Here is a 26,052-nt window from a genome sequence, read left to right on the forward strand (position 1 = left end):
ATTAGCGGTCCACGTCTGACATAACAAAATCGATACTACCGAGGTATACGATCAGGTCGGATACCAGACTGCCACGGATCACCGAGGGGATCTGTTGCAGATGCGGGAAGCTCGGCGTGCGCACGCGGGTGCGGTAGCTCATGGTGCTGCCATCGCTGGTCAGGTAGTAACTGTTGATCCCTTTGGTCGCCTCGATCATCTGGAAAGATTCGTTAGCGGGCATCACCGGACCCCAGGAAACCTGTAGGAAGTGGGTGATCAGGGTTTCGATGTGTTGCAGCGTGCGCTCTTTTGGTGGTGGCGTGGTCAGCGGATGATCCGCTTTGAACGGCCCTTCCGGCATGTTCTTCAGGCACTGCTCCAGAATGCGCAGCGACTGCCACATCTCTTCCATTTTCAGCTGCACGCGGGTGTAAGCATCGCTGATGCCCGCGCCGACCGGCACTTCAAAATCGAAATGCTCGTAACCTGAATACGGGCGCCATTTACGCACGTCAAAATCCAGACCGGTGGCACGCAGACCCGCACCGGTGGTGCCCCACGCCAGCGCTTCGTCCATGTTGTATGCGGCAACGCCCTGCGAACGGCCCATCAGCACGGTGTTGCGCAGTGCCGCTTTGTCGTACTCTTTCAGGCGTTTTGGCATCCAGTCGAGGAATTCGCGCAGCAGACGTTCCCAGCCTTTCGGCAGGTCGTGCGCCACACCGCCAATGCGGAACCACGCCGGGTGCATACGGAAACCGGTGATGGCTTCCACCACGTCGTAGATTTTCTGACGGTCGGTAAAGGCAAAGAACACCGGCGTCATCGCGCCGACGTCCTGAATAAAGGTGGAGATGTACAGCAGATGGCTGTTGATGCGGAACAGTTCCGACAGCATCACGCGAATCACATTGACGCGATCCGGCACGGTGATACCCGCCAGTTTTTCCACCGCCAGCACGTACGGCATCTCATTGACGCAGCCACCGAGGTACTCGATACGGTCGGTGTACGGAATGTAGCTGTGCCAGGACTGACGTTCGCCCATCTTCTCGGCACCGCGATGGTGATAACCCACATCCGGTACGCAATCGACGATCTCTTCACCATCCAGCTGCAAAATGATGCGGAATGCACCGTGCGCTGACGGGTGGTTTGGGCCGAGGTTGAGGAACATAAAGTCCTCGTTGGTGGTGCTGCGCTTCATGCCCCAGTCTTCCGGCTTGAAGGTCAGCGACTCCATTTCGAGGTCTTCTTTTTGTTTGGTCAGCGTGAAGGGATCAAACTCGGTCGCACGCGCCGGATAATCCTTGCGCAGCGGATGCCCTTCCCACGTCTGCGGCATCATAATGCGCGTCAGATGCGGGTGACCATCAAAGGTCATGCCAAACATTTCCCAGGTTTCGCGCTCATACCAGTTGGCGTTGGCGAAGATTTTGGTGATGGTTGGCACATGCATATCGTTTTCAGACAAAGCGACCTTGAGCATGATGTCGCGATTGCGTTCAATTGATAGCAGATGATAGAAAACGGAGAAATCCGCGGCAGGTAATCCCGCGCGGTTGGTGCGTAAGCGCTCATCCATGCCATGCAAATCATACAGCATGACGTACGGCTTCGGCAGCTTGCGCAGGAACTCAATAATTTCCAGCAGTTGTTCACGCTTCACCCATACCACCGGAATGCCGGTGCGGGTAGCCTGAACGGTAAAGGCGTCTGGCCCAAAACGGTTACGCAGCTCGCCGATCACCGGGTCGTCCAGGTGGTCGCGGGTTTGCCATGCAGGCTGAGCGAGATCTTGCGTGGTTAAATCTGTCATACGTTACTCACCATTCCGGCCTGTTATCAGGCACTCAAAAGAAGGCGTCAGGATGGCGGCACACATTAAATTGTGGTGTTCTGCTGCTGCCGTGGCTCCATCCGTGTACGGGTAGCTTAAACTTCGTCTGGCGTTCTCAGGTTGGTAACGGCAATACGGTCACCGCGTTTTCTTTCGCGTTCTGACTGCATATTGGCGCGGTAAACGCCCTGATCGCCGACGACCCACGAAAGCGGGCGACGCTCCTTGCCGATGGATTCGCGTAACAGCAGCAGTGCCTGCATGTAGGCTTCCGGACGCGGCGGGCAGCCTGGGATGTACACATCAACCGGCAGGAATTTATCCACGCCCTGTACCACGGAGTAGATGTCGTACATGCCGCCAGAGTTGGCGCAGGCACCCATTGAGATCACCCATTTCGGTTCCAGCATCTGGTCATATAAACGCTGAATAACCGGGGCCATTTTGGTAAACGGCGTACCGGCGATCACCATGAAGTCAGCCTGACGCGGAGAGGCACGCATAACTTCCGCACCAAAACGCGCCACGTCATGCACCGCAGTGAATGACGTGGTCATCTCCACGTAGCAACAGGAAAGACCGAAGTTATACGGCCAGAGAGAGTTTTTACGACCCCAGTTCACCATGTCGTGCAGGGCATGTTCGAGTTTGCCCATGTAGACGCTACGGTGAACGTGCTGCTCCAGAGGATCGGCGACAATCTCCTGTTTTTGCAGCGGATAACGATCGTTATCGCCCCCGTTCGGGTCTACGCGTGTCAGCGTGTAGTCCATCTTATTGCCTCGCTTTTACTGCTTTTGAGGGTTGGTGTGACTGTGGCTGACCGGGCTTGATTTGACCACCACGCGACGACGCGCAGGTGCCCAATCCAGCGCACCGATGCGAACCAGATAAACCAGGCCTGCCAGGAGCACCAAAATGAAAATTGCGGCTTCGACAAAGCCAACCCAGCCGCTTTCGCGGATAGAAGTCGACCATGCGTATAAAAAGAGGGCTTCGACGTCGAAAATTACGAAGAACATCGCAACCAGATAGAATTTTGCAGAGAGGCGAATATGGGTATCACCGACCGAATCGATGCCCGATTCGAACGGGGTGTTTTTGTAGCGTGCGCGTGCACGTCCACCTAACAACCAGCCACCGGTCAACATAAAGACGCAGAGGCCGAACGCGATAACGATAAATACAATAAAGGCCCAGTGATGGGCAATCACTTCAGTGGTTGTCGACATACTCTTTGCTTACTCATCAAAAGTGGCGATGGCATCCTGCACTGTCGCAGCAAACACACCACATCGATTCAAGGGAAGGATAAAAAACCTTATAAACTATGCTGTCATTATCAATTAAGCAGCACTTTTACAGGGGTTTTTACTCCTTTCTATAACCTTTTGTCAACTTTGACAAAAGTATCCAATCATTAATTTACATCTGTAGCATATTATTAACATACAAGGTCCATCATGCCAGCTAAATCGCTTCAGTTTGTGAGGTTAATTTTAGTGTAGCGGGTATTCACATGCATGGATCGTGCATTTAACAATCATATTTTGACAGGTATTAACCGGATTTCCTTGTCCTTTTCATGGCTATTTTTTTGATCCAGGACACATAACAACGCTTTTTGCTGTAAAAAAAGCCAATGACCTTACTCAGACGCCCAGGAAGAGAGGGCACGAAATGACAAAACCGTTCCAGTTAAGATGAAAATGAAACGCATTTCATTTTTTATAGCGGTGGGAAATTGTTCGGAGCTAAATGGTGGCAAAAAAACCAGGTTAAATTGCCATAAAAAAAGCCTTAGCGGGAATTATCCACGCTAAGGCTTATTTATATGTGTTTTAACAATTGGCCGGTATTCTATTTGAGAAAGATTACCAGCACAGATTGTGACTACTCTTCGTCATCCAGCAGCAGAGTCCCATCCGGATTCGCACTCAGATTGTACGGATCGTTGGTTGACTGCATGGCATTGAAGATTGCCAGCGCCAGCTCGTTATCGCTGTCCGGGTTGCGGCACAGCAGATACTGCGTATCCGGCAACACCGGCAAACCTTCCGCCGCACCCATAACGCGCAGTTCCGGGCTCATCATTTCCACCGGACGCGCAGTGACGCCAAGTCCGGCTTTAACGGCGGCACGCACCGCAGCCAGCGTGGAGGCCACATACGAGATGCGCCACGGAATGCCAGCTTCATTGAGATGATCAATCGCCATATCACGGTACGGGCTTGGCTCATCCAGCAACACCAGTGGAATCGCTTCACCGCGCTGGAAGATGTAGTCGGCTGCGCAGTACCACAAGGTCGGCGACGTGCGCAGTACCTGATGGGTGAAGTTACCCGGACTGGAAGTGGTAACCACCAAATCCACTTCACCCTGATTCAGCATTTCCATCATGAATGGATTGCGCTTCACTCGCACATCAATCGCCAGCTTCGGATAGACCGACGTCACGCGATTGAGCAGGAATGGCAGAATGGTGTCTGAGGTGTCATCAGAAGCGCCAATGGTCAGCACGCCCTGAATATTGCTGTACATCAGAGAGGTACAAGCTTCGTCGTTAAAACGAAGGATCTTTCTGGCGTAGCCCAGCAGTTGTATGCCATGCTCCGTCAGCAATTTATTACGTCCATGTCTGGCAAACAGCTCTTTACCTACCAATTGTTCCAGACGCTGCATCTGCTGGCTTACTGCTGATTGCGTTCTGCACACGGCCGCAGCGGCAGCTGCAAAAGTGTTAAGGTCAGCAACGGCGACGAAAGTTCTCAGCAGATCGAGGTCGAGATTCAGTATCGGACGATTTGCATTAGTCATGTTTTTTCTTCACTTATAAGATTTTTTACAAACTACTACCCTGGTGTATTACCTTGCTTATCATAGGGATAAGAGGTAATGGTGCTTAATGACAGTCCTGTGTGGAGACTGTCATGAAAAAACCGTTTAAGGCGGATGCCAGCGATCACGTCACTCTGAAAACAGAGCAGCGGCGTCACGAAGACAGAACAATTCCTGGGCCGAAGGCGTAAGTCGCACAATTGCAGGAAGCTGTGTAGTCGTCTTGTTTCCCGCGAAAAAGCCCTGCGGGTCAAAAAAGTGATAACTGTATGTTATGCTGATGCGAAGAGGTAAAGTGCATCAAATAATAAATTATACTTAATCATTTTTGCGCCAAAAATGGAAATGTTTTTATTGGAATCGCTGTAATTTTTGACCAAAAGCCATTTCCCGCACATCCTGCCACAACCCTGCTCATTTTTTAAGCCCCCCAGGTTCCTAAACTTGATATCGATAGCTTAAGTTTCAGTGCAAATGCTATTTAACGACGATAGCCCGTGCCGCACCACCCCTGCCCTGTCCCTGGTTACGCCTGCTGAAAGTGAATGAGAATCGAGTACAGTTTCTGACGCCAGTCTGGGCTGTACCCGTAATGATTATTTATTCGGCATCTGACAAATATTCTTTAACTATTTCATTAAGTCGCTAATGTCCCGTGACGGCAGTTGTGAATAAAAATTTTCTTAATCCGCCTTTTTGTACCTGGATTGGGGAGTTTACAGTCCCCCCGATTCAACTCAGCATGAAATATCATCCATGATAACTTTACTGGATTATTCATCCAGATTAATCAGTAGAAAATGTCTTTTCACCCAGCGCCAGCCTAAAAAATTGCCAAACGCGCCAAAACCTGCCGTTACCCTTCTTTTGTTACGGGGAGAGGAGTAAATTGGGCGGGTTTGTTTTTTGAGGCAGGTTAATGGACTCTGCCCGTTAAGGCGGTAGCGATGAATTTTCAAATTGATAAATCCGGTAAGCTGGATAATGTCTGCTATGACATCCGTGGCCCGGTACTGAAAGAGGCAAAACGCCTCGAAGAAGAAGGCAACAAAGTTCTCAAACTCAATATTGGCAACCCTGCCCCGTTTGGTTTTGAAGCCCCCGATGAAATTCTGGTTGATGTGATCCGCAACCTGCCCAGCGCACAAGGTTATTGTGACTCCAAAGGTCTCTACTCCGCGCGCAAAGCGATCATGCAGCATTATCAGGCGCGCGAGATGCGCGACATGACGGTTGAAGATATCTATATCGGCAACGGTGTTTCAGAGCTGATTGTTCAGGCCATGCAGGCGTTACTGAACAGCGGCGATGAGATGCTGGTGCCCGCACCGGATTATCCGTTGTGGACTGCCGCCGTTTCCCTTTCCAGCGGTAAAGCGGTGCATTATCTGTGCGATGAATCCTCAGACTGGTTCCCGGATCTGGACGACATCCGCAGCAAAATCACCCCGCGCACGCGCGGCATCGTCATCATCAACCCGAACAACCCGACCGGGGCGGTGTACAGCAAAGAGTTGCTGCTGGAAATTGTTGAGATTGCCCGTCAGCATAACCTGATCATCTTTGCTGATGAGATTTACGACAAGATTCTGTACGACGAGTCCCAGCATCATTCGATTGCGGCGCTGGCGCCGGATCTGTTAACCGTCACTTTTAATGGTCTGTCCAAAACCTATCGCGTTGCCGGTTTCCGTCAGGGCTGGATGGTGCTGAACGGTCCGAAAAAGCACGCCAAAGGTTACATTGAAGGGCTGGAGATGCTGGCTTCGATGCGTCTGTGCGCGAACGTCCCGGCGCAGCACGCAATCCAGACCGCGCTGGGTGGCTATCAAAGCATCAGTGAATTTATCGTGCCGGGTGGCCGCCTGTATGAACAACGCCAGCGCGCATGGGAATTGATCAATGACATTCCTGGCGTCAGCTGCGTGAAGCCGCAGGGCGCGCTGTATATGTTCCCGCGAATCGATGCGAAGAAATTCAACCTGTTCGACGATCAGAAGATGGTGCTCGATTTCCTGTTGCAGGAAAAAGTGCTGCTGGTTCAGGGTACCGCCTTTAACTGGCCGTGGCCGGATCATGTGCGCATCGTTACCCTGCCGCGCGTCGATGACCTGGAAATGGCCATCACCAAGTTTGGTCGCTTCCTGCAAGGGTATCGCCAGTAACTGCACGCGCGTATAATCGCTGTTTTCGGGGAGGGTTCGCCCTCCCCGCCGTGCGAACAGGAGCCGTCCATGACCCGTAGCCACTTTTTCGCCCATCTCTCCCGCCTCAAACTGATTAACCGCTGGCCGCTGATGCGCAACGTGCGCACTGAAAACGTCTCTGAACACAGCCTTCAGGTGGCGATGGTTGCCCATGCGCTGGCGATCATTAAGAACAAAAAATTCAACGGCAATCTGAATGCCGAGCGTATTGCCATGCTGGCGCTGTATCACGATGCGAGCGAAGCGCTGACCGGTGATTTACCGACGCCGGTGAAGTATTACAACGCGCAGATTGCCCATGAATACAAGAAGATTGAGAAGATCGCGCAGCACAAGCTGATCGAGATGCTGCCGCCAGAATTGCAGGATGCATGGCGTCCATTGCTGGATGAACATCTGCACGGCGAAGACGAACAGGCGGTGGTGAAGCAGGCCGACGCCCTGTGCGCGTACGTAAAATGCCTTGAAGAGTTGTCGGCGGGGAATAATGAATTCCTGCTGGCGAAAGCGCGACTGGAAAAAACCCTCGCGCAACGCCGTTCGCCGGAGATGGATTACTTTGTTGAGGTGTTCATTCCCAGCTTCAGTCTGTCGCTGGATGAGATTTCCCAGGATACGCCGTTGTAACAAACGAGGCTATATCCCGGGTCCTCCTGTAGGGGCGGAAATGGCTCAATCTTTCAGCGATAGAGTAAAACCGCCGCGGCCATCACGGGTAATCACCAGCGCTTCCAGCGTGGTGAGACGGAAAGTCACGTCGCCCAGGCGCGGCGTATCTTCCGGCGCGTTAATCGCAATCACCGCGCTACCGGCATTGAGACCTGCCAGCACGCCTGCGGGCGCATCCTCCACCACCACACAGTCGCTGGCGGCAAGCCCCAGCTTCTCCGCGCCCAGCAGATAGGCATCCGGCTCGGGCTTGCCCCGTTGCACATTCTCCGCGGTAATAAACGCGGCAGGCGCAGGCAGTCCTGCGGCTTTGTGACGCGCATGTGCTACCGGGACCGAACCCGAGGTCACAATCGCCCACGGAATCTGCAACTCGTCGAGCGTCGCCAGCAGCGCTTTAGCGCCAGGCAAAGCACGCACGCCGTCAGTATCTTCCGCCTCCGTGCGTTCCAGGCGGGTAAACTCCGCCTGGATCATCTCCTCGCTCTGTCCCGCCAGAAAATGGCGCAGCGAGGTAATCGCCTGTTTGCCATGAATGAAGCCCAGGATCTCTGCCGCCGTAAAACCATGGCGTTCACCCCATTGAGTCCACGCGCGCTCTACAGCAGGCAGTGAATCCACCAGCGTGCCATCTAAATCAAACAGAAAACCCCTGTACGTCACACGTTGCTCCTTCTTCAGGCATTGAGGATCTGCGCGATCTCGTTCGCGCTTAAATGATACTGACGCGGGCAAGTGTGCCACACCGCCAGCATCCGTTGGTATTTTTCCCACATCGGCGTTTGCGCATTGAAGCCGTGGGTGCCGGAATCAAACTGGGTGTAGCGCCCTTCGGTATTGACCATAAAGCGGACATAGCCGAGATAACGCGCTTCGGTGGCGGCATCAAAGCCGAGAAACGCCAGGCGGCGTTCTTCAATCGAGGCAGGATCTTTGAGGTTGGACCAGGAGACATGCAGCGCGTGGTGCATCTCCATAATGTCGATTAAGGTGCGGCAGGTCGCTTCACTCAGCTCACCAAACTCTTTGTCCAGTTCGCGCAGTTGCAGGCCATAGCCACGTTCAATGATGGTCTGATAGCGACGATAACGCTCGGCGTTATCCGGTTCCAGCATCGCCATCATTTTGTATTGATTCGACAGGATGAGTCGCTGTGCGTGCGTCATTTCCATGATGTTCTCCAGGGTCGTTACGACCGTCTAAATTTAAACCAATGGAGAAATGATTGCACAAGGGAGGTGATGCGGGTATGCCCGCACCACTTTTCTTTGATTTGAACCGGGATAATGCGCAAATTCTGTGGCAGCGGAAAGCCTCTGGAGATCAAAGATCGTCGAGGAAAGTGCGATCCAGCTGCTTAAACGCGCGCTTCAGCACATCGGCCAGTGCCTGGTAAGTCGGCTTGCCTTCAACCGGAGCAATCGCCTGTCCGGCTTCTTCCAGTTTGGCGCGTACTTCGTGGAACCATTGCAGTAAGGTTGGCGGCAACGGCGTTACCGAGCGTTTACCCAGCCACCACAGGCCCTGCATTGGCAGGCTACAGGCAAACAGCGCGGTAGCCACCGCCGGCCCCAGCTGTCCTCCGAGCGCGATTTGCCAGCTAAGGGTAAAGATCGCCAGAGGCGGCATAAAGCGAATGGAAAAACGGGTCACCGTCGCCACGCGATTTTCGGGAAACACCGGCGCCAGGCGTTTATCGGCTGGCCAGGTCTTCATATAGTGCTGGCCGCGCTGAAATAAGCCGAACCAGCCGGTATTACCTGTATCATTCGCCATGGTAGACCTCAACTATTACTACAACATTTAAAAAAATTTGATAACTACACAACTTTACGTGACATTCTTCAAAAGTTTTTGTCTTTAAAGGTCACAGTCGGTATTCTGACGCCGTTTTAGCAACATTACCGGAAGCTTCTGCTCAATTAAAGCGCGTTACACAGACATGTTTCGCTAAGCAAATTTCAAAAATTTGCGTAAAATTACTTAAATTTTTTGCGGACCGTTCTCTTTTTGACTACCGCATGATGTTAATCATTAATCTACCAGCATTCATGGGCTACGCTGTTAGTCTGATTGCGTTATTTTTAGCCACTATTTAACAAAATAGGTACTTCCATGTCGACGAAGTTAGTTCTGGTTCTGAACTGCGGCAGCTCCTCTCTCAAGTTTGCCATCCTCAACCCCGCCAGTGGCGACGAATATCTTTCCGGTCTGGCTGAATGCTTCCACCTGCCGGAAGCGCGCATCAAATGGAAACTGGACGGTAGCAAACAGGAAGCCCCTCTGGGTGCAGGTGCGGCGCACAGCGAAGCCCTCAACTTCATTGTTAAAACTATTCTGGCACAAAAACCAGAGCTTTCGGCACAAATCGCTGCAATCGGCCATCGCATCGTGCATGGCGGCGAGCAGCTGACCAAATCCGTGATCATCGACGAAGCCGTGATCCAGGGCATCAAAGATGCGTCTTCATTTGCTCCGCTGCACAACCCGGCGCATCTGATCGGTATCGACGAAGCGATGAAAAACTTCCCACATCTGTCAGATAAAAATGTGGCGGTTTTTGACACAGCATTCCATCAGACAATGCCGGAAGAGTCTTATCTCTACGCCCTGCCGTACAAACTGTATAAAGAACACGGCGTACGTCGCTATGGCGCGCACGGTACCAGCCACTACTATGTGACGCAGGAAGCCGCCAAAATGCTGGGTAAACCGGTGAGCGAGCTGAACGTGATCACCTGCCACCTCGGCAACGGCGGTTCCGTTTCTGCCATCCGTAACGGCGTGTGCGTGGATACCTCAATGGGTCTGACGCCGCTGGAAGGTCTGGTCATGGGCACCCGCAGCGGCGACATCGATCCGGCCATCGTTTTCTTCCTGCACGACACCCTCGGCATGAGCGTTGACGCCATCAACAAACTGCTGACCAAAGAGTCCGGCCTGCTGGGTCTGACCGAAGTCACCAGCGACTGCCGTTACGTGGAAGATAACTACGCGACGAAAGAAGACGCCAAACGCGCGATGGACGTGTTCTGCCACCGTCTGGCCAAGTACATCGGCAGCTACACCTCACTGATGGAAGGCCGTCTGGATGCCGTAGTGTTCACCGGCGGTATCGGTGAGAATGCGGCGATGGTGCGTGAGCTGTCGTTGCAAAAACTCGGCCTGCTGGGCTTCGAAGTGGATCACGAACGCAACCTGGCGGCGCGTTTCGGTAAATCCGGCTTTATCAACAAAGAAGGAACCCGCCCGGCGGTGGTTATCCCCACCAACGAAGAGTTGGTCATCGCCCAGGACGCTGCGCGTCTCACCGCGTAAAATGTTTCTCTCCGTCAGCTCAGGCTGACGGAGTTGTTTTGAGATCCTGCCACACCAGAGAGGTTCTACTGTGTCACGTACAATTATGCTTATTCCTACCGGCACCAGCGTCGGTCTGACCAGCGTCAGCCTTGGCGTGATCCGTGCGATGGAGCGCAAAGGCGTGCGCCTGAGCGTATTCAAACCCATCGCGCAGCCGCGTACCGGTGGCGATACCCCTGACCAGACCACCACCATCATTCGTAAGAACTCCACGATCCCGGCAGCTGAACCGCTGCTGATGTCCCGTGTTGAGTCACTGCTGGGTTCTAACCAGCAGGACGTACTGATGGAAGAGATCATCGCCCGCTACCACGAAAACACCAAAGACGCTGAAGTGGTGCTGGTTGAAGGTCTGGTGCCGACACGCAAACATCAGTTTGCTTCCGCCCTGAACTATGAAATCGCCAAAACCCTCAACGCGGAAATCGTGTTTGTCACGGCGCTGGGCAACGATTCTCCGGCCCAGCTGAAAGAACGTATCGAACTGACGCAAAGCAGCTTCGGCGGCAGCAAAAACAAAAACATCACCGGCGTGATCATCAACAAACTGAATGCCCCGGTGGATGAACAGGGCCGCACGCGCCCGGATTTGTCAGAGATCTTTGACGACTCCTCCAAAGCGAATATCGCCAACATCGATCCGAAGCTGCTGTTTGCCAACAGCCCGCTGCCGGTGCTGGGCTGCGTACCCTGGAGCTTCGACCTGATCGCCACCCGCGCGATTGATATGTGTCGCCACCTGAACGCCGACATCATCAACGAAGGGGATATCCAGACCCGCCGGGTTAAATCCGTCACCTTCTGTGCGCGCAGCATTCCGCATATGCTGGAGCACTTCCGCCCGGGTTCACTGCTGGTAACCTCGGCAGACCGCCCGGACGTGCTGCTGGCCGCCTGCCTCGCCGCGATGAACGGCGTGGAAATCGGCGCCATCCTGCTGACCGGTGGCTATCAGATTGACGAGCGTATTGGCCGTCTGTGTGAACGCGCGTTCCAGACCGGCCTGCCGGTCTTTATGGTGAAAACCAACACCTGGCAGACCTCGCTCAGCCTGCAAAGCTTCAACCTTGAAGTGCCGTCAGACGATACCCAGCGCATCGAAAAAGTGCAGGAGTACGTTGCCAGCTACATCAACAACGACTGGATTGAATCGCTCACCGCCACCTCCGAGCGCAGCCGTCGTCTGTCGCCGCCAGCCTTCCGTTATCAGCTCACCGAGCTGGCGCGCAAAGCGGGCAAACGCATCGTGCTGCCGGAAGGCGACGAGCCGCGTACCGTAAAAGCGGCAGCCATCTGTGCCGAACGCGGCATCGCGACCTGCGTACTGCTGGGCAACCCGGACGAGATCCAGCGCGTTGCGGCGGCGCAGGGCGTCGAACTGGGCAAAGGTATCGAGATTGTCGATCCGGAAGTGGTGCGTGAGAACTACGTACCGCGCCTGGTCGAGATGCGTAAGAGCAAAGGCATGACCGAAGTGGTTGCGCAGGAGCAGCTGGAAGACAACGTGGTGCTCGGCACCATGATGCTGGAAAGAGGCGAAGTCGACGGCCTGGTCTCTGGCGCAGTGCACACCACCGCCAACACCATCCGTCCGCCGTTGCAGCTGATCAAAACCGCGCCGAACAGCTCGCTGGTTTCGTCGGTGTTCTTTATGCTGCTGCCGGAGCAGGTGCTGGTGTATGGCGACTGCGCCATCAACCCGGACCCGAACCCGGAACAGCTGGCCGAAATCGCCATCCAGTCCGCAGATTCTGCTAAAGCCTTCGGTATCGATCCGCGCGTTGCGATGATCTCCTACTCCACCGGTAACTCCGGTGCCGGTAGCGACGTTGAGAAAGTGCGTGAAGCGACACGTATCGCCCAGGAAAAACGCCCGGATCTGGTGATCGACGGTCCGTTGCAGTATGACGCCGCCATCATGGAAGACGTGGCAAAATCGAAAGCGCCGAACTCGCAGGTTGCAGGCCGCGCCACCGTGTTTATCTTCCCGGACCTGAACACCGGCAACACCACTTACAAAGCGGTGCAACGTTCAGCCGACCTGATCTCCATCGGGCCGATGTTGCAGGGTATGCGTAAGCCGGTGAACGACCTGTCACGCGGTGCGCTGGTAGATGATATCGTCTACACCATCGCCCTGACGGCGATTCAGTCGCAGCAGGCTGAAGGCTGATTCCGGTCTTTAAACGCGTTTAAGGCGTCCTGCGGGACGCCTTTTTTATGCCTTGCCAAAAATCCGCGCCCTGGCGCAGGGTCGGCAGTTATGCCGACCAGGAAACCCCGGATTTATCGCGCAATGCCCGGTCGGTGCAATGGGTTTATTGCAACATCACATCCAGCGCGCGCAGATGCTGCGGCTGCCACGACAGCGTCACCTGGGCGCCCGGCTGCCAGCGTTTATCCATCTTCGACGGCGACAGCTTCACCATAAAGTTCTCCTGTCCTGCCACGCTGGTCAGCATACGTACATGGTCGCCGAGGTAGATAAACTGCTGGATCTGCGCCTGCACAATTTGATCGCCCTGCTCCGGCGCGTTGACGTTAACGCGCTCCGGCCGAATGCTGAGCTGGATCTTTTTACCCGGCGAACTGGGACGAACTTTCAGCGCTGCCAGCTCGGTGCCGTCGTCCAGCTTCACCTGATAAAAATCGCCGTTCTGGGCCACCTGGGTCCCGAGTAAGCTATTGTTTTCACCGATAAACTGCGCAACAAACGCATTCTCCGGCTGCTCGTAAAGTTTGTCGGGGCTATCCATCTGCTGGATCATGCCATCGTTAAACACCGCCACCCGATTGGACATGGTCATGGCTTCGCTTTGATCGTGCGTCACATAAACGATAGTCAGCCCCAGCATATCGTGTAACTGCTTGATCTCCATCTGCATATGTTCGCGCAGCTGCTTATCCAGCGCGCCGAGTGGCTCATCCATCAACACCAGTTTCGGCTCAAACACCAGCGCACGCGCCAGGGCCACGCGTTGCTGTTGCCCGCCGGACATTTGCGCCGGATAACGATCCGCCAGCGAGGTGAGTTTGATCATATCCAGCACGCGAGCGACGCGTGATTTGATATCCGCTTTGTTCATGCGGCGGATCGACAGCGGAAACGCAAGATTTTCCGCCACCGTCATGTGGGGGAACAGCGCGTAGTTCTGGAACACCATGCCGATATCACGCTGGTGCGGCGGCAGCGTATGCAGCGGTTTATCACGCAGTAAAATCTCGCCGTCGGTGGGCGTTTCGAATCCCGCCAGCATCATCAGACTGGTGGTTTTGCCGGAGCCGGAGGGACCCAGCAGCGTGAGAAATTCGCCCTCCTCCACGTCAAGATTGAGGTTACGCACCACCAGCTTGTCGCCGTCGTAACTCTTTTTTATGTTCCTGAAACTAACGAAATTTCTCATGACGTTCTCTCGTAAAGCGTGAAGGAAAAATAACTCCGGCACAATTCATGCATGAACAGGGTCAACATGCGCTTGCTGGCGGCTCTTTTTTTAGCACTACCACAACGCATTTCAGGAACACAAGCGAAATTTGACAATTTCAAAACAAAATCAGCAGGCGATGAAAATCGCAGGCTATTGATTTTTATTGTATTTTAAAAAGTGATGTTAATGAATTGTTAGCATTAGGCCGATTGCACTGATTACGTGCCCTGCACCGTGACAGGGCGCCGCATGGATTAAAGCGTGACGGGAAAGGTTTTGAGGTGATGTTGCAGGCGCTGCAAAATCGGCGCAAAGGCAGTGGCCATCTGCGCTTCGTCCACGCAGGCATAGCCGAGCAGCAACCCGCGCCGCAGCGTGCCGCGCTGGTAGTACGAGGAGAGGGGCCGGGTCAGGACGCCGTTTTGCTCCAGCTCGGCGCTGAAGGCGACATCGTCGATGCTCTCCGGCAGACCGAGGATCAGGTGCAGCCCGGCGTTGCTGTTGTGCACCACCCAGGACGCGCCAAGGGTCTCGGTAATCAGCGCCACCAGCGCCGCGCGACGGCGGCTGTAAATCTGACGCATCCGGCGGACGTGCGCCGCGTAATGCCCTTCACGAATAAATTCCGCCAGCGTCAGCTGCACCAGACCGTACCCGCCGCGATACAGCTCGGAATGGGCCATTTTCATGCGCGCCGCCAGCGGCTTCGGCACCACCATGTAACTCAGGCGAATCCCCGGATAGAGCGTCTTGCTGAAGGTGCCGAGATAAATCACCGGCGCATCCGGCGACAGTCCCTGCAACGCCGGAATCGGGCTGCCGGCAAAGCGAAACTCACCGTCGTAATCATCCTCCACCACCCAGCTGCCGGTACTTTTGGCGCGGTTTAATAACTCGTGACGGCGTTGCAGGCTCATCACCGCCCCAAGCGGATACTGGTGCGATGGGGTGACGCAAATCAGCCGCGGCGCCGCGCGGTCGCTCTGCTCCGGCGGCAGCACCAGCCCCTGATCGTCCACTTCGGTCGGGATCAGCTCGATGCCATTGACCGCCAGCACATTGCGGATGCCCCAGTAGCCTGGCTCCTCCACCAGCGCGCTGTCGCCCGGATCGCACAGCATTTTCGCCAGCAAATCGAGCGACTGGTGGGTACCCGCCGTCACCAGCACCTGCTCGGCGGTGCAGTTGACCGAGCGGATCACCCGCAGATACTCGGCCAGCGCCTGTTGCAGCTCGACGCAGCCGCCGTGGTTGGCATAGCTGAGAGATTCCACCGGCAGACGGCGGCTGATGCGCAGCTGGATTTTGCGCCAAATGTCGTGCGGCATATGGCTGACATCCGGTACGCCGGGCATAAACGCCCCCCACTGAAACGCGCCGGCGCCGCTCTGCGACAGCAGCCGGGTGCCGCGTCGCGACAGGCGGATGGTGTTCATCCCGCGCGCACGCGGCGCCGTCTGGACAGGAGCCACTTCCGGGCTTTCCTCCGGCAACACCAGGCTGACGAAGGTACCACTTCCGGTACGCGTCTCCAGGTAGCCTTCCGACTGCAATTTTTCGTAGGCCGCCAGCACGGTATTGCGCGACACCGACAGCTCGCGCGCCAGGTCACGGCTGGCGGGCAGCCGCACGCCGGTGGCAATGGCCCCTTCCTGAATCGCACCCTGCAAAACGTCATACAGGCGCTTCGCCAACGGGCCGCCGGAAAGCTGATTTAAACGCTGAAACAGCAGGTCACCCAGTAAGCTGCGCAAAATTGGTACCTCAAAATAAAAAAAACTGGCTCTGGATTATAAAACCCTGAAAACGCTAAAAAGCAAGCAGGGCAATTTTCCGGCGTGAAGTCAGTCGGCGAATCACATGATGAGGTTGAGCTATGAGTAACAGCGAATTACAGGCACGTCGTTTAAACGCCACCCCTCGTGGCGTCGGTGTGATGTGCGATTTCTATGCCGTGAAAGCGGAAAACGCCACGCTCTGGGATCATCAGGGCCGTGAATATACCGATTTCAGCGCAGGCATCGCGGTGCTGAACACCGGCCACCGCCATCCGAAGGTGATGGCGGCGGTGAAACAGCAGCTGGATTGCTTCACCCACACCGCGTTCCAGATTATCCCTTACGAGAACTACATCAGCCTGGCGGAGCGCCTTAACGAGCGCGTACCGGTTGCCGGTCCGGCTAAAACCACGTTTTTCTCCACCGGCGCCGAAGCGGTAGAAAACGCGGTGAAAATTGCCCGCGCCGCCACCGGACGTCCGGGCATCATCGCCTTCACCGGCGCGTTTCATGGCCGCACCCATATGACCATGACGCTGACCGGCAAAGTGACGCCGTATAAAACCGGTTTCGGCCCGTTCGCCAGTTCGGTGTTCCACGCCCGCTATCCCAACGCGCTGTATGGTCACAGCGTTGAGGCGGCCCTGGAGAGCATTGAGGCGATTTTCCGCTGCGATATCAGCCCGCAGCAGGTGGCGGCGATCATTTTTGAGCCGATTCAGGGTGAAGGCGGTTTCAACGTCGCGCCGCCGGAATTCGTCAGCGCGCTGCGTAAACTGTGCGATCAGCACGGCATTCTGCTGATTGCCGATGAGATCCAGAGCGGCTTCGCCCGCACCGGCAAGCTGTTCGCCAGCGAATACTACGACGTAAAACCTGATCTGATCACTATGGCGAAAAGCCTGGCAGGCGGGATGCCGCTGTCGGCAGTCGCCGGTCGCGCTGAGGTGATGGATGCCCCGCAGCCGGGCGGCCTGGGCGGCACCTACGCCGGTAGCCCGCCAGCGATTGCGGCCGCGCACGCGGTGCTCGACGTCATCGAGGAAGAACAACTGTGCCAGCGCGCCAGCCAGCTCGGCGGCCGGTTAATTGAAACCTTGCAGAGCGCGGGCTGCCGCGCGCTGGCGGAAGTTCGCGGGCGTGGTTCGATGATCGCCGCCGAGTTTAACGATGCCAGCGGCAAGCCGTCGGCGGATATCGCCCGCGCCATCCAGCAACAGGCGCTGGCGCAGGGGTTGATTCTGCTGACCTGCGGCGTGCACGGCAACGTCATCCGCTTCCTTTACCCGCTCACCATTCCGGACGCGCAGTTCAACAGCGCATTGCAACTGCTGACCGGCATTCTGGCAAAACACTAAGTCTCTCCCCCGGTGCGCGACGTCGTTCCCGTCACGCACCGGTACCTGGCATAAAAGCTGCATTGCAAACAATACGCAGGTTCGCCTGCACATCAATAATAATTCAGGAGTTGTGGGATGGTTAAAAAGTTAGCTGTACTCATTTTCGCTGCCGTAGCATTGCAGGCACAGGCAGAAACCCTGACTGTGATCTCTTTTGGCGGCACCAACAAGGACGCCCAGGACAAAGCATTCTATAAACCGTTTACCGCCGCCGGGAAAGGCACCATCGACGCGGGCGAATATAACGGCGAGATGGCGCGTATCCGTGCCATGGTAGAAACCAAACAGGTCGGCTGGGATGTTGTCGAGCTGGAAACCCCGGAACTGCTGCGCGGCTGCGAAGAAGGCCTGTTCGAGACCCTCAACTGGAACAAGCTGGGTAAAACCAGTGACTTTATTCCTGGCAGCGTAAGCGAATGCGGCGCCGGGATTTTTGTCTGGTCCACCGTGCTGACCTACGATGCCGACAAACTGAAAACCGCCCCTACCAGCTGGGCCGATTTCTGGGATGTGCAGAAATTCCCTGGCAAACGCGCGCTGCGTAAGAGCGCGAAATATACCCTCGAAATCGCGCTGATGGCCGATGGCGTGAAGCGCGAAGATGTCTACAAAGTGCTGGCAACCCCGGCTGGTGTCGATCGCGCCTTTAAAAAGCTCGACCAGCTGAAACCAAATATTCAGTGGTGGGAATCCGGCGCTCAGCCGCTGCAATGGCTGGTATCCGGCGATGTAGTGATGGCCTCCGCCTATAACGGCCGCGTCGGCACTGCGCAGGCGGAAGGCCACAACTTCAAAATCGTCTGGGATGGCGGCCTGTATGACCTGGATAACTGGGCCATCGTCAAAGGGTCGAAACACAAGGATCTGGCCGAGCAGTTTATTGCCTTCGCTAACCAGCCGGAAAACCAGAAAGTCTATGCCGAAAATATCCCTTACGGCCCGACCAACATCAAAGCCGGCAAGCTGCTGGCGCCTGAGCGCTTAGCTCAGCTGCCAACCTCGCCGGACAACCTGGCGAAATCGGTACAGGTGGATGCCAATTTCTGGCTGGAGCACGGCGAAGAACTGGAACAGCGCTTTAACAGCTGGGCCGCCAAATAATGTAGGGGCGGCATTTATGCCGACCAGGGTGAGTCCGTTCGGTGCGCATCAATGCGCACCCTACAAAAATCTGTAATCGCGGCCATCAGGCCGCAGGAGTCCTGCCATGAGCCAAAATCCCGTTCTGGATCCCCCAGCACAATCGGTGCGTACCTCGCGCGTCCCGACCCTGCGCCAGCGTCTGCAACGCAGCGAGCTGGCCAGAACCCGGCGTTCGCTGCTGCTGATTGCACCCTTGCTGGTGTTCGTGGTGGTCTGCTTTTTATTTCCTATCGGTTCGATCCTCAGCCAAAGCCTCAATAACCCGGAACTGCCGGAGGCGCTGCCGCAAACCAGCAAAGCGTTGCAGCAGTGGCCGGGCAAAGCGTTGCCGGACGAACGGGTATATGAATTGCTGGTGAAAGAGTTAATCGCCGCCCGCGACCAGGGACAAATCGCCAGCGTGGCCAAACGCCTCAGCTATGAAGATGCCAGCTACCGTCGCCTGATCCTTGCCGTCCCGCGTCTGGCCCCGGCCGATGGCGTGGAGGTGAAAAATACCCTGATTGCCAAACAACCGCTGTGGGGCGATATCACCACCTGGCGCACGCTGCAACGCGCATCGAAGCCGCTGACCAGCCTTTACCTGCTGTCGGTGTTTGACCGCAAAGTGGATATCCAGAGCGGCGCCATCGTCAGCCAGCCTGCCGATCAGGCGCTGTACGTCAACGTGCTGCTGCGCACCCTGTGGATGGCGACGGTGGTGACGCTGCTGTGCGTCGGCATCGGCTATCCCCTCGCTTACTGGCTGGCAAAACAGCCTTCCGGCCGCGCCAATCTGCTGATGATCATGGTGCTGCTGCCGTTCTGGACCTCGTTGATTGTGCGCACCGCCAGCTGGATCGTGCTGCTGCAATCGGGGGGGCTGATCAACCGTGCGCTGCTCGGCATCGGCCTGATTGATCATCCGCTGACGCTGGTGTTCAACCGCGTTGGCGTCTATATCTCGATGACCCACATCCTGCTGCCGTTTATCGTGCTGCCGCTGTATGCGGTGATGAAAGGCATTTCGCCGAGCTATATGCGGGCGGCGATCTCCCTCGGCGCACATCCGTTTCTCGCCTTCTGGCGCATCTATGTCCCGCAAACCTTCGCCGGGATCACCGCCGGGGCGCTGCTGGTATTTATGATGGCGATTGGCTATTACGTCACCCCGGCGCTGCTCGGCGGCCCGGACGATCAGATGGTGAGCTACTTTGTGGCCTTCTTTACTAACAGCACCATGAACTGGGGCATGGCCGCCGCGCTCGGCAGCCAGCTGCTGATTATCGTGATGCTGCTGTATATCGTTTATGTTCGGGTAACCCGTACCCCCGCAGCTGCGGCGGCGCGTTAAGGAGCGATGAAGATGAGACAACAAGGTTCTACCCTGCTGCGCCTGTGGGGCGCACTCTTCAACTTCTATGGTGCGGCGGTGCTGCTGTTTTTAATCCTGCCGGTGCTGGTGATTGTGCCGCTGTCGTTTAACGCCAGCTCGTTCCTCAGCTACCCGCTGAGCGGCTTTTCGCTGCGCTGGTATCAAACCTTCTTTCATTCGCAGGAGTGGCTGGGCGCGCTCGGCAACAGCCTGCTGATTGCACCGCTGGCGACGCTGCTCGCCACGGTGCTCGGCGTGCTGGCCTCAATGGGTCTGGTGCGCGGTGAGTTTCGAGGCAAGGGCATCGTGATGGCGATCATTATCTCGCCGATGGTGGCGCCGGTGGTGATCATCGCCGTGGGGATGTTTTTCTTCTTTGCCCGTCTGTCGCTGCTGAACAGCTATCTCGGCCTGGTGCTGGCGCATACCCTGCTCGGCGTGCCGTTTGTGGTGATTACCGTGGTGGCGGTCCTGAAAAGTTACGACACTAACCTGTCGCGCGCTGCCGCCAGTCTCGGTGCGTCGCCGCTGCTGACTTTCCGCAAAATCACCTTGCCGCTGATTGCGCCAGGGGTGTTTTCGGGCGCGCTGTTTGCCTTTGCCGCCTCATTTGATGAAGTGGTGGTGACGCTGTTCCTCGCCAGCCCGAGCCAGCGCACCCTGCCGATTCAGATGTTCGCCGGTATCCGCGAGAACCTCGATCCGACGATTGCGGCCGCGGCCACGCTGATGATTGCCGCATCGCTGGTGCTGTTGATTGTGATGGAGATCCTGCGGCGGCGGGGTGAGCGTATGCGTCAGTCGCATCCCGCCCATTAACGCAAAAGGCGCCGCAAGCGGCGCCTTTTTTTAGGCTTCGCTCTGCTTTCTGCGCTGCGCTTCGCTATTGCGACTCAGCCACAGCGACAGGGCTTTCAGTGAATCATCGGTGAATTCGTCACAGCGGGCGGTGATCTCTTCCGGCGTCATCCAGAACACCTCATCCACCTCCTCCTCCTGCATGGCAAAAGGACCGTGATAGACGCAGCTGAACAGTCCGCCCCAGACGCGGCAATGTTCATCTTCGAAGTAGAATTTGCCGTGCTCAGCAAAGGGCACATCGGCGATACCCAGTTCTTCTTCCGCTTCACGACGTGCTGATTCCAGCAGATCTTCACCGGTCTGCACCACGCCACCGGCGGTGGCATCGAGTTTGCCGGGCATGAAGTCTTTGATTTCAGTACGACGCTGCACCAGAATTTTGCCCATGCCGTCATGCACCACAATATAAGTGGCGCGATGACGCAAACACTGTGCACGCATCTGTGCACGGCTGGCCTGCGCAATCACTTCATTCTCTTCGCTAACGATATCTACCCATTCAATACCGTCATCTGCAGGTTGATCCACCATCCGTAACCCTTTTCTGTTAGGCGTGCCGGGCACGCGCCTGTTTACTGTTCTTTATTAGAGTGTGCGGTAAGGTAAAGTGTTCTTTTCCCCATCGCAAGCGTTGATCGTGCTTAGCGTTGCCTGCCCGATTCTGCCAGCCACAGCTGCACCGAAGCACGCTGCCACTGGAATTCGGCGTAGTGCTGTAACTTCACCGGCAATGCGTCGCCGTGCAGCGCCAGACGATTAATCATCACCGCCAGATCGGTATCGGCGAGCGACCATTCCCCAAACAGATTTTGTTGCCCATCCGGCAACAGGCGCTGCACGGCGGCGATCAGCTTCTGTGCCGCCTGTTCTCCTGCCGGACTCAAGGGCGCGAAACGTTCACCGGCAAACAACACCTCGGTGGGACGCTCCTGGCGGATTGCCATCAGATCGCTGCGCAGCCAGGCCTGAATCTCGCGCGCATGGGCGCGTTTTTCGCGATCGCGCGGATAGAGGCGTTCATATTCCGGCGCCGGAAAACGCTCCTCGAGATATTCGGCAATCGCCGATGATTCATTCAGGATCAGATCGTCAATTTGCAGCATCGGCACCCGGCAGGTGAGCGACAGCGCACGATACTCGTCATCCCATTGCGCATTGCGCGATAAATCAACGCGTTTCAGGGTAAAGGGGATGCCCTTCTCGGTCAGCGCTACGTAGACCGACATGGCATAAGGGCTAAAGAAAGAAGCATCGGACCACAACGTCATGTTCGGGTAATTCATCGGCTGCCTCGGATGTGCGTCAGGTGTGCTTCATGTTTACCGATTTTTATTTATGAAGGCAATGCCAGGCAGGTCGGATCTGCGTGCGGTACGACCAGCGCAGACTACGGTTTTTTCATCGTAAGCGTCGCCGCGGTCACGTCAGCCGGGCGCTTCTCTTCTATGCTGAAACTGAGCACATAACAAGGCATAAGGAGGCTCAACATGCATCTGCTTATTACCGGCGGCACCGGATTAATTGGCCGCCATCTGATCCCGCGCCTGCTGCAACTCGGTCATCAGGTCAGCGTGGTGACGCGGGATGTGGCAGCGGCACGCGAAAAGCTCGACCCGCGCGTCGCCTGCTGGTCCGGCCTGGCGCAGCAGCAGGATCTCAACGGCGTGGATGGCGTCATTAACCTCGCTGGCGAACCCATTGCCGACAAGCGCTGGACCGCCGAACAAAAACAATTACTGTGCGAAAGCCGCTGGCAGATTACCGAACGGCTGGTATCGCTGATCAATGCCAGCAGCCAGCCGCCACAGTTTTTGATCTCCGGTTCCGCCACCGGTTTCTATGGCGATACCGGCGATCTGGTGCTGACCGAAGACGATCCCGGCCATGAAGAGTTCACCCATACGTTATGCGCGCGCTGGGAACAGCTGGCACTGGCGGCGCAAAGCGATCGTACCCGGGTCTGCCTGCTGCGCACCGGCGTAGTGCTGGCGAAAGAAGGAGGTGCGCTGGCGAAGATGAAGCTGCCGTTCAAACTTGGCGTTGGTGGCCCGATTGGCAGCGGCAAACAATATCTGCCGTGGATCCATATTGATGACCTGGTGAACGCCATCTGGTGGCTGATTGATAACAGCGCGCTCCAGGGACCGTTCAATCTGGTGTCGCCGTACGCGGTACGCAATGAACAGTTTGCCGCCACCCTCGGCCATGTGATGCACCGTCCGGCGTTTATGCGCACCCCCGCCAGCGCCATCAAACTGATGATGGGCGAATCCGCGGTGCTGGTGCTTGGCGGTCAGCATGTGCTGCCGAAACGGCTGGAGGAGTCCGGTTTTGGCTTTCGCTGGTATGACCTGGAGGAAGCCCTACAGGATACCGCAGCCTAACGACGGGGAGCCGGCTGGCTCCCCGCTTTTTTAGCTGCGTTGCTGCGCCACGCGCGATTTCACCGCGGCTGGTGCATGGGTATGACCCGGCTGCGGCACCCGGATAATAAAGGTCAGCACACCGGCAAACAGATACAACCCGGTGTAGGCCCACACCACGCCGACAATATCGAAGAACGGCAACAGCACCGAGGCAATGGCAGGCGCGACAAAGTTGCTCAGCCCGGCCGACAGGTTGTAGATCGATACCGCCGCCCCTTTATGCTGCGGCTCCAGCGTCGGGAACACTGCCGTCATCGGCACAAAGGCGGCGACAAAAATCCCCAGCAGCACCGCCGGAATCAGCGCGACCCAGAAGTTATGCCCGGCATACAGCGGCAGGTAGTAAAACGCCAGGCTGGAGATCGCCATACCAAGACAGCCGAACCAGCGCACCTGACGGATCCAGCCCAGCTTCTCGCCGGTAATGCCCCAGAAGATGTTGGTGAAGATGGTGACAAAGAAGAACACCGCCCAGATTTGCAGCCACTCCGAGATGGTAAAGCCCAGGCGATCGACAAACAGCAACGGCATGATAATGGCGAAGCCGAACAGCGACAGCGTGTTGATAATGCGGATCAGGCAGGCATAAAACACATGCTGATTGGTGAACAGGATGGTGACGGCGCGCGACATCTCAGTCATTTTATCGCGCAGCGGCAGATGCACCCGCGAACGGTCCACCGGCACATTGCGCAGGCTAAAGAACGCCAGCACCCCGCCGCACGCCACCCAGCCGATGGCCAGCCACAGCGTACCGGTTTCACCCAGCATCGGGATGGTCAGGCTCGGCAGGTAGCTGCCGATCACGCCAATCCCCACCGAATACATCGCCCAGAACCAGCCGGTGGCCGCCGCCAGTTTTTCACGCGGCAGCACCTGCACCAGCATCATCATGAACGAGTAGATAAACAGCGGATAGGCCAGGCCGCGGATACCGTAGAACAGCACCATCAGCGGATAGTTACGCATCCCCAGGCCAAGCGACATAAACAGCGTGTGCATCACTATCCACAACACAAAACCGATTAGCATCGCGCGCTGCGGGGTGATCAACTCCGCCACCACCCCGGATGCCCAGGCCGCCAGCGCCGCCGCCAGGCCATAAAAGGTAAACACCACCGCCGACTGCGCCGGTGAGAAGCCCATATCGGTGATATGGCGCGAGAGAAACGCCATTTCGAAGCCGTCGCCCGCCATAAAAATGGCGATGGCGAGGAAGCCCCAGAACATTTTTTTCGGCAAGCCAAACCAGTATTCGTTCGATTGCATCACCTGTATCCTTCTGTTCGGTTAGTCAGGCAGCAGCGCACGGATCTGCTGCTGTTGGGCATAGAGTTCGCGGAACAGGCGCAGCCGCTGTTGCAGCAGTGCCCCCCGCGCGGCATCCGGCTGGTAACGCGCCTGCACCGGCGGTTTCAGGCACACCTGCGCTTCATCGCCGCCTGCGGCCAGCCACGCCAGACGTGCCGCCCCGAGCGCGCCAGCTGCACTGGCCGGATGGGTGACAATCGGCAGATCCAGCACATCGGCGATCAGCTGCGCCCACAGCGTGCTGCGCGCACCGCCCCCGGTCAGACTGCATTCGCGGATCTGCCGACGCGCATCGCCCAGCACCGCCATACCATCCGCCAGCCCAAACGCCACCCCTTCAATCACCGCGTACCCCAGCAACGCCCGCGGCGTTTCGTGGCGCAGCTGGAAGAAGGCGCCGGACGCCTGCGGATCGTTGTGCGGCGTACGTTCGCCGGACAGATAAGGCAGAAACAGCGGCGCGCGACGCAGCTGGTCTGGCGTGAGCTGCGCCATCTCCTCCATCAGCTGCGCCTCGCTGACCGACAACAGATTGCACAGCCAGCGCAGGCAGCTGGCGGCGCTCAGCATCACGCTCATCTGATGCCAGCGGCCCGGCAGCGCATGACAAAAGGCGTGCACGCCAGATTGCGGATCGGCCTGTAGCCGGTCGCCGACGACAAAAATCACCCCGGAGGTACCGAGGGAGATAAAGGCGTCGCCCGGATTCACCGCGCCAACCCCCACCGCCGAGGCGGCATTGTCACCGCCACCGCCCGCCACGATGACCGACGCCGATAAGCCCCAGCGGCTTGCCAGCGGCGGCGACAGGCGGGCGCTGATGGCGCTGCCTTCCACCAGCGCTGGCATATTGGCGCGCGTCAGACCGCAGCTCGCCAGCAGCGCATCTGACCAGTCACGCTGCGCCACATCGAGCCACAGGGTGCCCGCCGCATCGGAAGGTTCGCTGACAAAGCGCCTGGTCAGACGCCAGCGCAGGTAATCCTTCGGCAGCAGCACTTTATCGATGCGGCGGAAGATGTCCGGTTCATGCTCGGCCACCCAGCGCAATTTGGGCGCGGTGAAACCGGGCATGATCATATTGGCGGCGACAGTCATCATCTGCGGATGCTGGCGGCGCAGCGCGTCACACTGCGCCGCGCTGCGGGTGTCATTCCACAGGATGCAGGGACGCAGCACCTCGCCCTGCGCATCCAGCAGCACCGCGCCATGCATCTGGCCAGACAGACCAATGGCGCGAATTGCGCTCCAGGCGTCAGGTTGCTGCTGACGTAACGCCGCCACCACCTGTTCACACGCCTGCCACCAGTGCTGCGGCTCCTGCTCCGCCCAGTGCGGATGCGGGCGCTGCACGCTCAGCGTGGCGTGCTCTGAGGCGACGATATCGCCCTGTTGATTGATGATCAGCGCCTTCAGCTCTGAGGTGCCAATATCGATACCGAGATACATGTCGCG

General features: G+C 56.8%; 23 protein-coding genes. 10 read left to right on the forward strand and 13 right to left on the reverse strand.

Annotated elements, in window-relative coordinates; genetic code table 11:
• Nucleotide 1: 1 nt before the first annotated feature.
• From nuoC to lrhA, 4 genes are all read right to left on the reverse strand, one after another.
• Nucleotides 2–1,801, reverse strand: a complete 1,800-nt coding sequence (gene nuoC / locus AC6I8V_RS13930; protein WP_497842850.1) for an NADH-quinone oxidoreductase subunit C/D — start codon at nucleotides 1,799–1,801, stop codon at nucleotides 2–4.
• Nucleotides 1,802–1,917: 116 nt separating this feature from the next.
• Nucleotides 1,918–2,595 carry a NuoB/complex I 20 kDa subunit family protein gene (locus AC6I8V_RS13935; protein WP_497842852.1) on the reverse strand — a complete coding sequence of 226 codons (678 nt, stop codon included), beginning with the start codon at nucleotides 2,593–2,595 and terminating at the stop codon, nucleotides 1,918–1,920.
• A 15-nt stretch (nucleotides 2,596–2,610) separates the two neighbouring features.
• Nucleotides 2,611–3,054 (reverse strand): NADH-quinone oxidoreductase subunit A, encoded by a 444-nt coding sequence (locus AC6I8V_RS13940; protein ID WP_497842853.1) that lies wholly within the window; start codon nucleotides 3,052–3,054, stop codon nucleotides 2,611–2,613.
• A gap of 661 nt (nucleotides 3,055–3,715) precedes the next feature.
• On the reverse strand, nucleotides 3,716–4,639 hold the full coding sequence (lrhA, locus tag AC6I8V_RS13945) for a transcriptional regulator LrhA (RefSeq protein WP_007889314.1): 924 nt from the start codon (nucleotides 4,637–4,639) through the stop codon (nucleotides 3,716–3,718).
• Between the two features lie 968 nt (nucleotides 4,640–5,607).
• On the opposite strand from lrhA, the gene AC6I8V_RS13950 reads away from it, so the two are divergent.
• Complete coding sequence (locus AC6I8V_RS13950) at nucleotides 5,608–6,825, forward strand: pyridoxal phosphate-dependent aminotransferase (protein ID WP_497842854.1); 1,218 nt, start codon at nucleotides 5,608–5,610, stop codon at nucleotides 6,823–6,825.
• A gap of 69 nt (nucleotides 6,826–6,894) precedes the next feature.
• A complete protein-coding gene (gene yfbR / locus AC6I8V_RS13955; RefSeq protein ID WP_497842855.1) occupies nucleotides 6,895–7,494 on the forward strand; it encodes a 5'-deoxynucleotidase in 600 nt (199 codons plus the stop codon).
• A gap of 45 nt (nucleotides 7,495–7,539) precedes the next feature.
• On the opposite strand, the gene AC6I8V_RS13960 is transcribed toward yfbR, so the two are convergent.
• The 3 genes from AC6I8V_RS13960 to yfbV form a co-directional block, all read right to left on the reverse strand.
• Complete coding sequence (locus AC6I8V_RS13960) at nucleotides 7,540–8,199, reverse strand: sugar phosphatase (protein ID WP_497842856.1); 660 nt, start codon at nucleotides 8,197–8,199, stop codon at nucleotides 7,540–7,542.
• A 14-nt stretch (nucleotides 8,200–8,213) separates the two neighbouring features.
• Nucleotides 8,214–8,708 carry a YfbU family protein gene (locus AC6I8V_RS13965; RefSeq protein ID WP_497842857.1) on the reverse strand — a complete coding sequence of 165 codons (495 nt, stop codon included), beginning with the start codon at nucleotides 8,706–8,708 and terminating at the stop codon, nucleotides 8,214–8,216.
• A 151-nt stretch (nucleotides 8,709–8,859) separates the two neighbouring features.
• Nucleotides 8,860–9,312: a terminus macrodomain insulation protein YfbV gene (gene yfbV / locus AC6I8V_RS13970; RefSeq protein WP_497842858.1), complete on the reverse strand. Its 453-nt coding sequence runs from the start codon at nucleotides 9,310–9,312 to the stop codon at nucleotides 8,860–8,862.
• Between the two features lie 339 nt (nucleotides 9,313–9,651).
• On the opposite strand from yfbV, the gene ackA reads away from it, so the two are divergent.
• Together ackA and pta are read left to right on the forward strand one after the other, a co-directional pair.
• Complete coding sequence (gene ackA, locus AC6I8V_RS13975) at nucleotides 9,652–10,854, forward strand: acetate kinase (RefSeq protein ID WP_497842859.1); 1,203 nt, start codon at nucleotides 9,652–9,654, stop codon at nucleotides 10,852–10,854.
• Between the two features lie 70 nt (nucleotides 10,855–10,924).
• A complete protein-coding gene (pta, locus tag AC6I8V_RS13980; protein ID WP_497842860.1) occupies nucleotides 10,925–13,069 on the forward strand; it encodes a phosphate acetyltransferase in 2,145 nt (714 codons plus the stop codon).
• A gap of 145 nt (nucleotides 13,070–13,214) precedes the next feature.
• On the opposite strand, the gene AC6I8V_RS13985 is transcribed toward pta, so the two are convergent.
• Nucleotides 13,215–14,300, reverse strand: a complete 1,086-nt coding sequence (locus AC6I8V_RS13985) for an ABC transporter ATP-binding protein (protein WP_497842861.1) — start codon at nucleotides 14,298–14,300, stop codon at nucleotides 13,215–13,217.
• A 66-nt stretch (nucleotides 14,301–14,366) separates the two neighbouring features.
• On the opposite strand from AC6I8V_RS13985, the gene AC6I8V_RS13990 reads away from it, so the two are divergent.
• Nucleotides 14,367–14,498 (forward strand): hypothetical protein, encoded by a 132-nt coding sequence (locus tag AC6I8V_RS13990; protein ID WP_497842862.1) that lies wholly within the window; start codon nucleotides 14,367–14,369, stop codon nucleotides 14,496–14,498.
• An 80-nt stretch (nucleotides 14,499–14,578) separates the two neighbouring features.
• On the opposite strand, the gene pdxR is transcribed toward AC6I8V_RS13990, so the two are convergent.
• Nucleotides 14,579–16,078, reverse strand: a complete 1,500-nt coding sequence (pdxR, locus tag AC6I8V_RS13995; protein ID WP_497842863.1) for a MocR-like pyridoxine biosynthesis transcription factor PdxR — start codon at nucleotides 16,076–16,078, stop codon at nucleotides 14,579–14,581.
• A gap of 122 nt (nucleotides 16,079–16,200) precedes the next feature.
• On the opposite strand from pdxR, the gene AC6I8V_RS14000 reads away from it, so the two are divergent.
• The 4 genes from AC6I8V_RS14000 (at nucleotide 16,201) to AC6I8V_RS14015 (ending at nucleotide 20,818) form a co-directional block, all read left to right on the forward strand.
• Complete coding sequence (locus AC6I8V_RS14000; protein ID WP_497842864.1) at nucleotides 16,201–17,460, forward strand: 4-aminobutyrate--2-oxoglutarate transaminase; 1,260 nt, start codon at nucleotides 16,201–16,203, stop codon at nucleotides 17,458–17,460.
• Between the two features lie 117 nt (nucleotides 17,461–17,577).
• Nucleotides 17,578–18,603 (forward strand): ABC transporter substrate-binding protein, encoded by a 1,026-nt coding sequence (locus tag AC6I8V_RS14005; protein WP_497842865.1) that lies wholly within the window; start codon nucleotides 17,578–17,580, stop codon nucleotides 18,601–18,603.
• A 106-nt stretch (nucleotides 18,604–18,709) separates the two neighbouring features.
• Nucleotides 18,710–19,978 carry an ABC transporter permease gene (locus tag AC6I8V_RS14010; protein ID WP_497842866.1) on the forward strand — a complete coding sequence of 423 codons (1,269 nt, stop codon included), beginning with the start codon at nucleotides 18,710–18,712 and terminating at the stop codon, nucleotides 19,976–19,978.
• 12 nt (nucleotides 19,979–19,990) lie between these two features.
• Nucleotides 19,991–20,818, forward strand: coding sequence for an ABC transporter permease (locus tag AC6I8V_RS14015; RefSeq protein ID WP_497842867.1), 828 nt, complete (start codon nucleotides 19,991–19,993; stop codon nucleotides 20,816–20,818).
• Nucleotides 20,819–20,848: 30 nt separating this feature from the next.
• On the opposite strand, the gene yfcD is transcribed toward AC6I8V_RS14015, so the two are convergent.
• Nucleotides 20,849–21,391 carry an NUDIX hydrolase YfcD gene (gene yfcD, locus AC6I8V_RS14020; protein WP_497842868.1) on the reverse strand — a complete coding sequence of 181 codons (543 nt, stop codon included), beginning with the start codon at nucleotides 21,389–21,391 and terminating at the stop codon, nucleotides 20,849–20,851.
• 110 nt (nucleotides 21,392–21,501) lie between these two features.
• Entirely contained in the window at nucleotides 21,502–22,143 is a 642-nt protein-coding gene (gene yfcF / locus AC6I8V_RS14025; protein ID WP_497842869.1) for a glutathione transferase, read from the reverse strand.
• A 204-nt stretch (nucleotides 22,144–22,347) separates the two neighbouring features.
• Here yfcF and AC6I8V_RS14030 point away from each other — a divergent pair, with 204 nt between their 5' ends.
• Nucleotides 22,348–23,244, forward strand: coding sequence for a TIGR01777 family oxidoreductase (locus AC6I8V_RS14030; RefSeq protein WP_497842870.1), 897 nt, complete (start codon nucleotides 22,348–22,350; stop codon nucleotides 23,242–23,244).
• A 30-nt stretch (nucleotides 23,245–23,274) separates the two neighbouring features.
• Here AC6I8V_RS14030 and AC6I8V_RS14035 read toward each other — a convergent pair whose 3' ends face one another.
• Nucleotides 23,275–24,555: an MFS transporter gene (locus AC6I8V_RS14035; protein ID WP_497842871.1), complete on the reverse strand. Its 1,281-nt coding sequence runs from the start codon at nucleotides 24,553–24,555 to the stop codon at nucleotides 23,275–23,277.
• Nucleotides 24,556–24,576: 21 nt separating this feature from the next.
• Nucleotides 24,577–26,046 (reverse strand): xylulokinase, encoded by a 1,470-nt coding sequence (xylB, locus tag AC6I8V_RS14040; protein WP_497842872.1) that lies wholly within the window; start codon nucleotides 26,044–26,046, stop codon nucleotides 24,577–24,579.
• Nucleotides 26,047–26,052 lie beyond the last annotated feature (6 nt).

Source organism: Pantoea sp. X-Soil-TKNS-1207 (genome assembly GCF_059730485.1).

Coding starts and splice junctions, on each gene's coding strand:
- nuoC (WP_497842850.1), bottom strand. CDS start 1,801: ATGACAGATTTAACCACGCAAGATCTCGCTCAGCCTGCATGGCAAACC.
- AC6I8V_RS13935 (WP_497842852.1), bottom strand. CDS start 2,595: ATGGACTACACGCTGACACGCGTAGACCCGAACGGGGGCGATAACGAT.
- AC6I8V_RS13940 (WP_497842853.1), bottom strand. CDS start 3,054: ATGTCGACAACCACTGAAGTGATTGCCCATCACTGGGCCTTTATTGTA.
- lrhA (WP_007889314.1), bottom strand. CDS start 4,639: ATGACTAATGCAAATCGTCCGATACTGAATCTCGACCTCGATCTGCTG.
- AC6I8V_RS13950 (WP_497842854.1), top strand. CDS start 5,608: ATGAATTTTCAAATTGATAAATCCGGTAAGCTGGATAATGTCTGCTAT.
- yfbR (WP_497842855.1), top strand. CDS start 6,895: ATGACCCGTAGCCACTTTTTCGCCCATCTCTCCCGCCTCAAACTGATT.
- AC6I8V_RS13965 (WP_497842857.1), bottom strand. CDS start 8,708: ATGGAAATGACGCACGCACAGCGACTCATCCTGTCGAATCAATACAAA.
- yfbV (WP_497842858.1), bottom strand. CDS start 9,312: ATGGCGAATGATACAGGTAATACCGGCTGGTTCGGCTTATTTCAGCGC.
- ackA (WP_497842859.1), top strand. CDS start 9,652: ATGTCGACGAAGTTAGTTCTGGTTCTGAACTGCGGCAGCTCCTCTCTC.
- AC6I8V_RS13985 (WP_497842861.1), bottom strand. CDS start 14,300: ATGAGAAATTTCGTTAGTTTCAGGAACATAAAAAAGAGTTACGACGGC.
- AC6I8V_RS13990 (WP_497842862.1), top strand. CDS start 14,367: ATGCGCTTGCTGGCGGCTCTTTTTTTAGCACTACCACAACGCATTTCA.
- AC6I8V_RS14000 (WP_497842864.1), top strand. CDS start 16,201: ATGAGTAACAGCGAATTACAGGCACGTCGTTTAAACGCCACCCCTCGT.
- AC6I8V_RS14005 (WP_497842865.1), top strand. CDS start 17,578: ATGGTTAAAAAGTTAGCTGTACTCATTTTCGCTGCCGTAGCATTGCAG.
- AC6I8V_RS14010 (WP_497842866.1), top strand. CDS start 18,710: ATGAGCCAAAATCCCGTTCTGGATCCCCCAGCACAATCGGTGCGTACC.
- AC6I8V_RS14015 (WP_497842867.1), top strand. CDS start 19,991: ATGAGACAACAAGGTTCTACCCTGCTGCGCCTGTGGGGCGCACTCTTC.
- yfcD (WP_497842868.1), bottom strand. CDS start 21,391: ATGGTGGATCAACCTGCAGATGACGGTATTGAATGGGTAGATATCGTT.
- yfcF (WP_497842869.1), bottom strand. CDS start 22,143: ATGAATTACCCGAACATGACGTTGTGGTCCGATGCTTCTTTCTTTAGC.
- AC6I8V_RS14030 (WP_497842870.1), top strand. CDS start 22,348: ATGCATCTGCTTATTACCGGCGGCACCGGATTAATTGGCCGCCATCTG.
- AC6I8V_RS14035 (WP_497842871.1), bottom strand. CDS start 24,555: ATGCAATCGAACGAATACTGGTTTGGCTTGCCGAAAAAAATGTTCTGG.
- xylB (WP_497842872.1), bottom strand. CDS start 26,046: ATGTATCTCGGTATCGATATTGGCACCTCAGAGCTGAAGGCGCTGATC.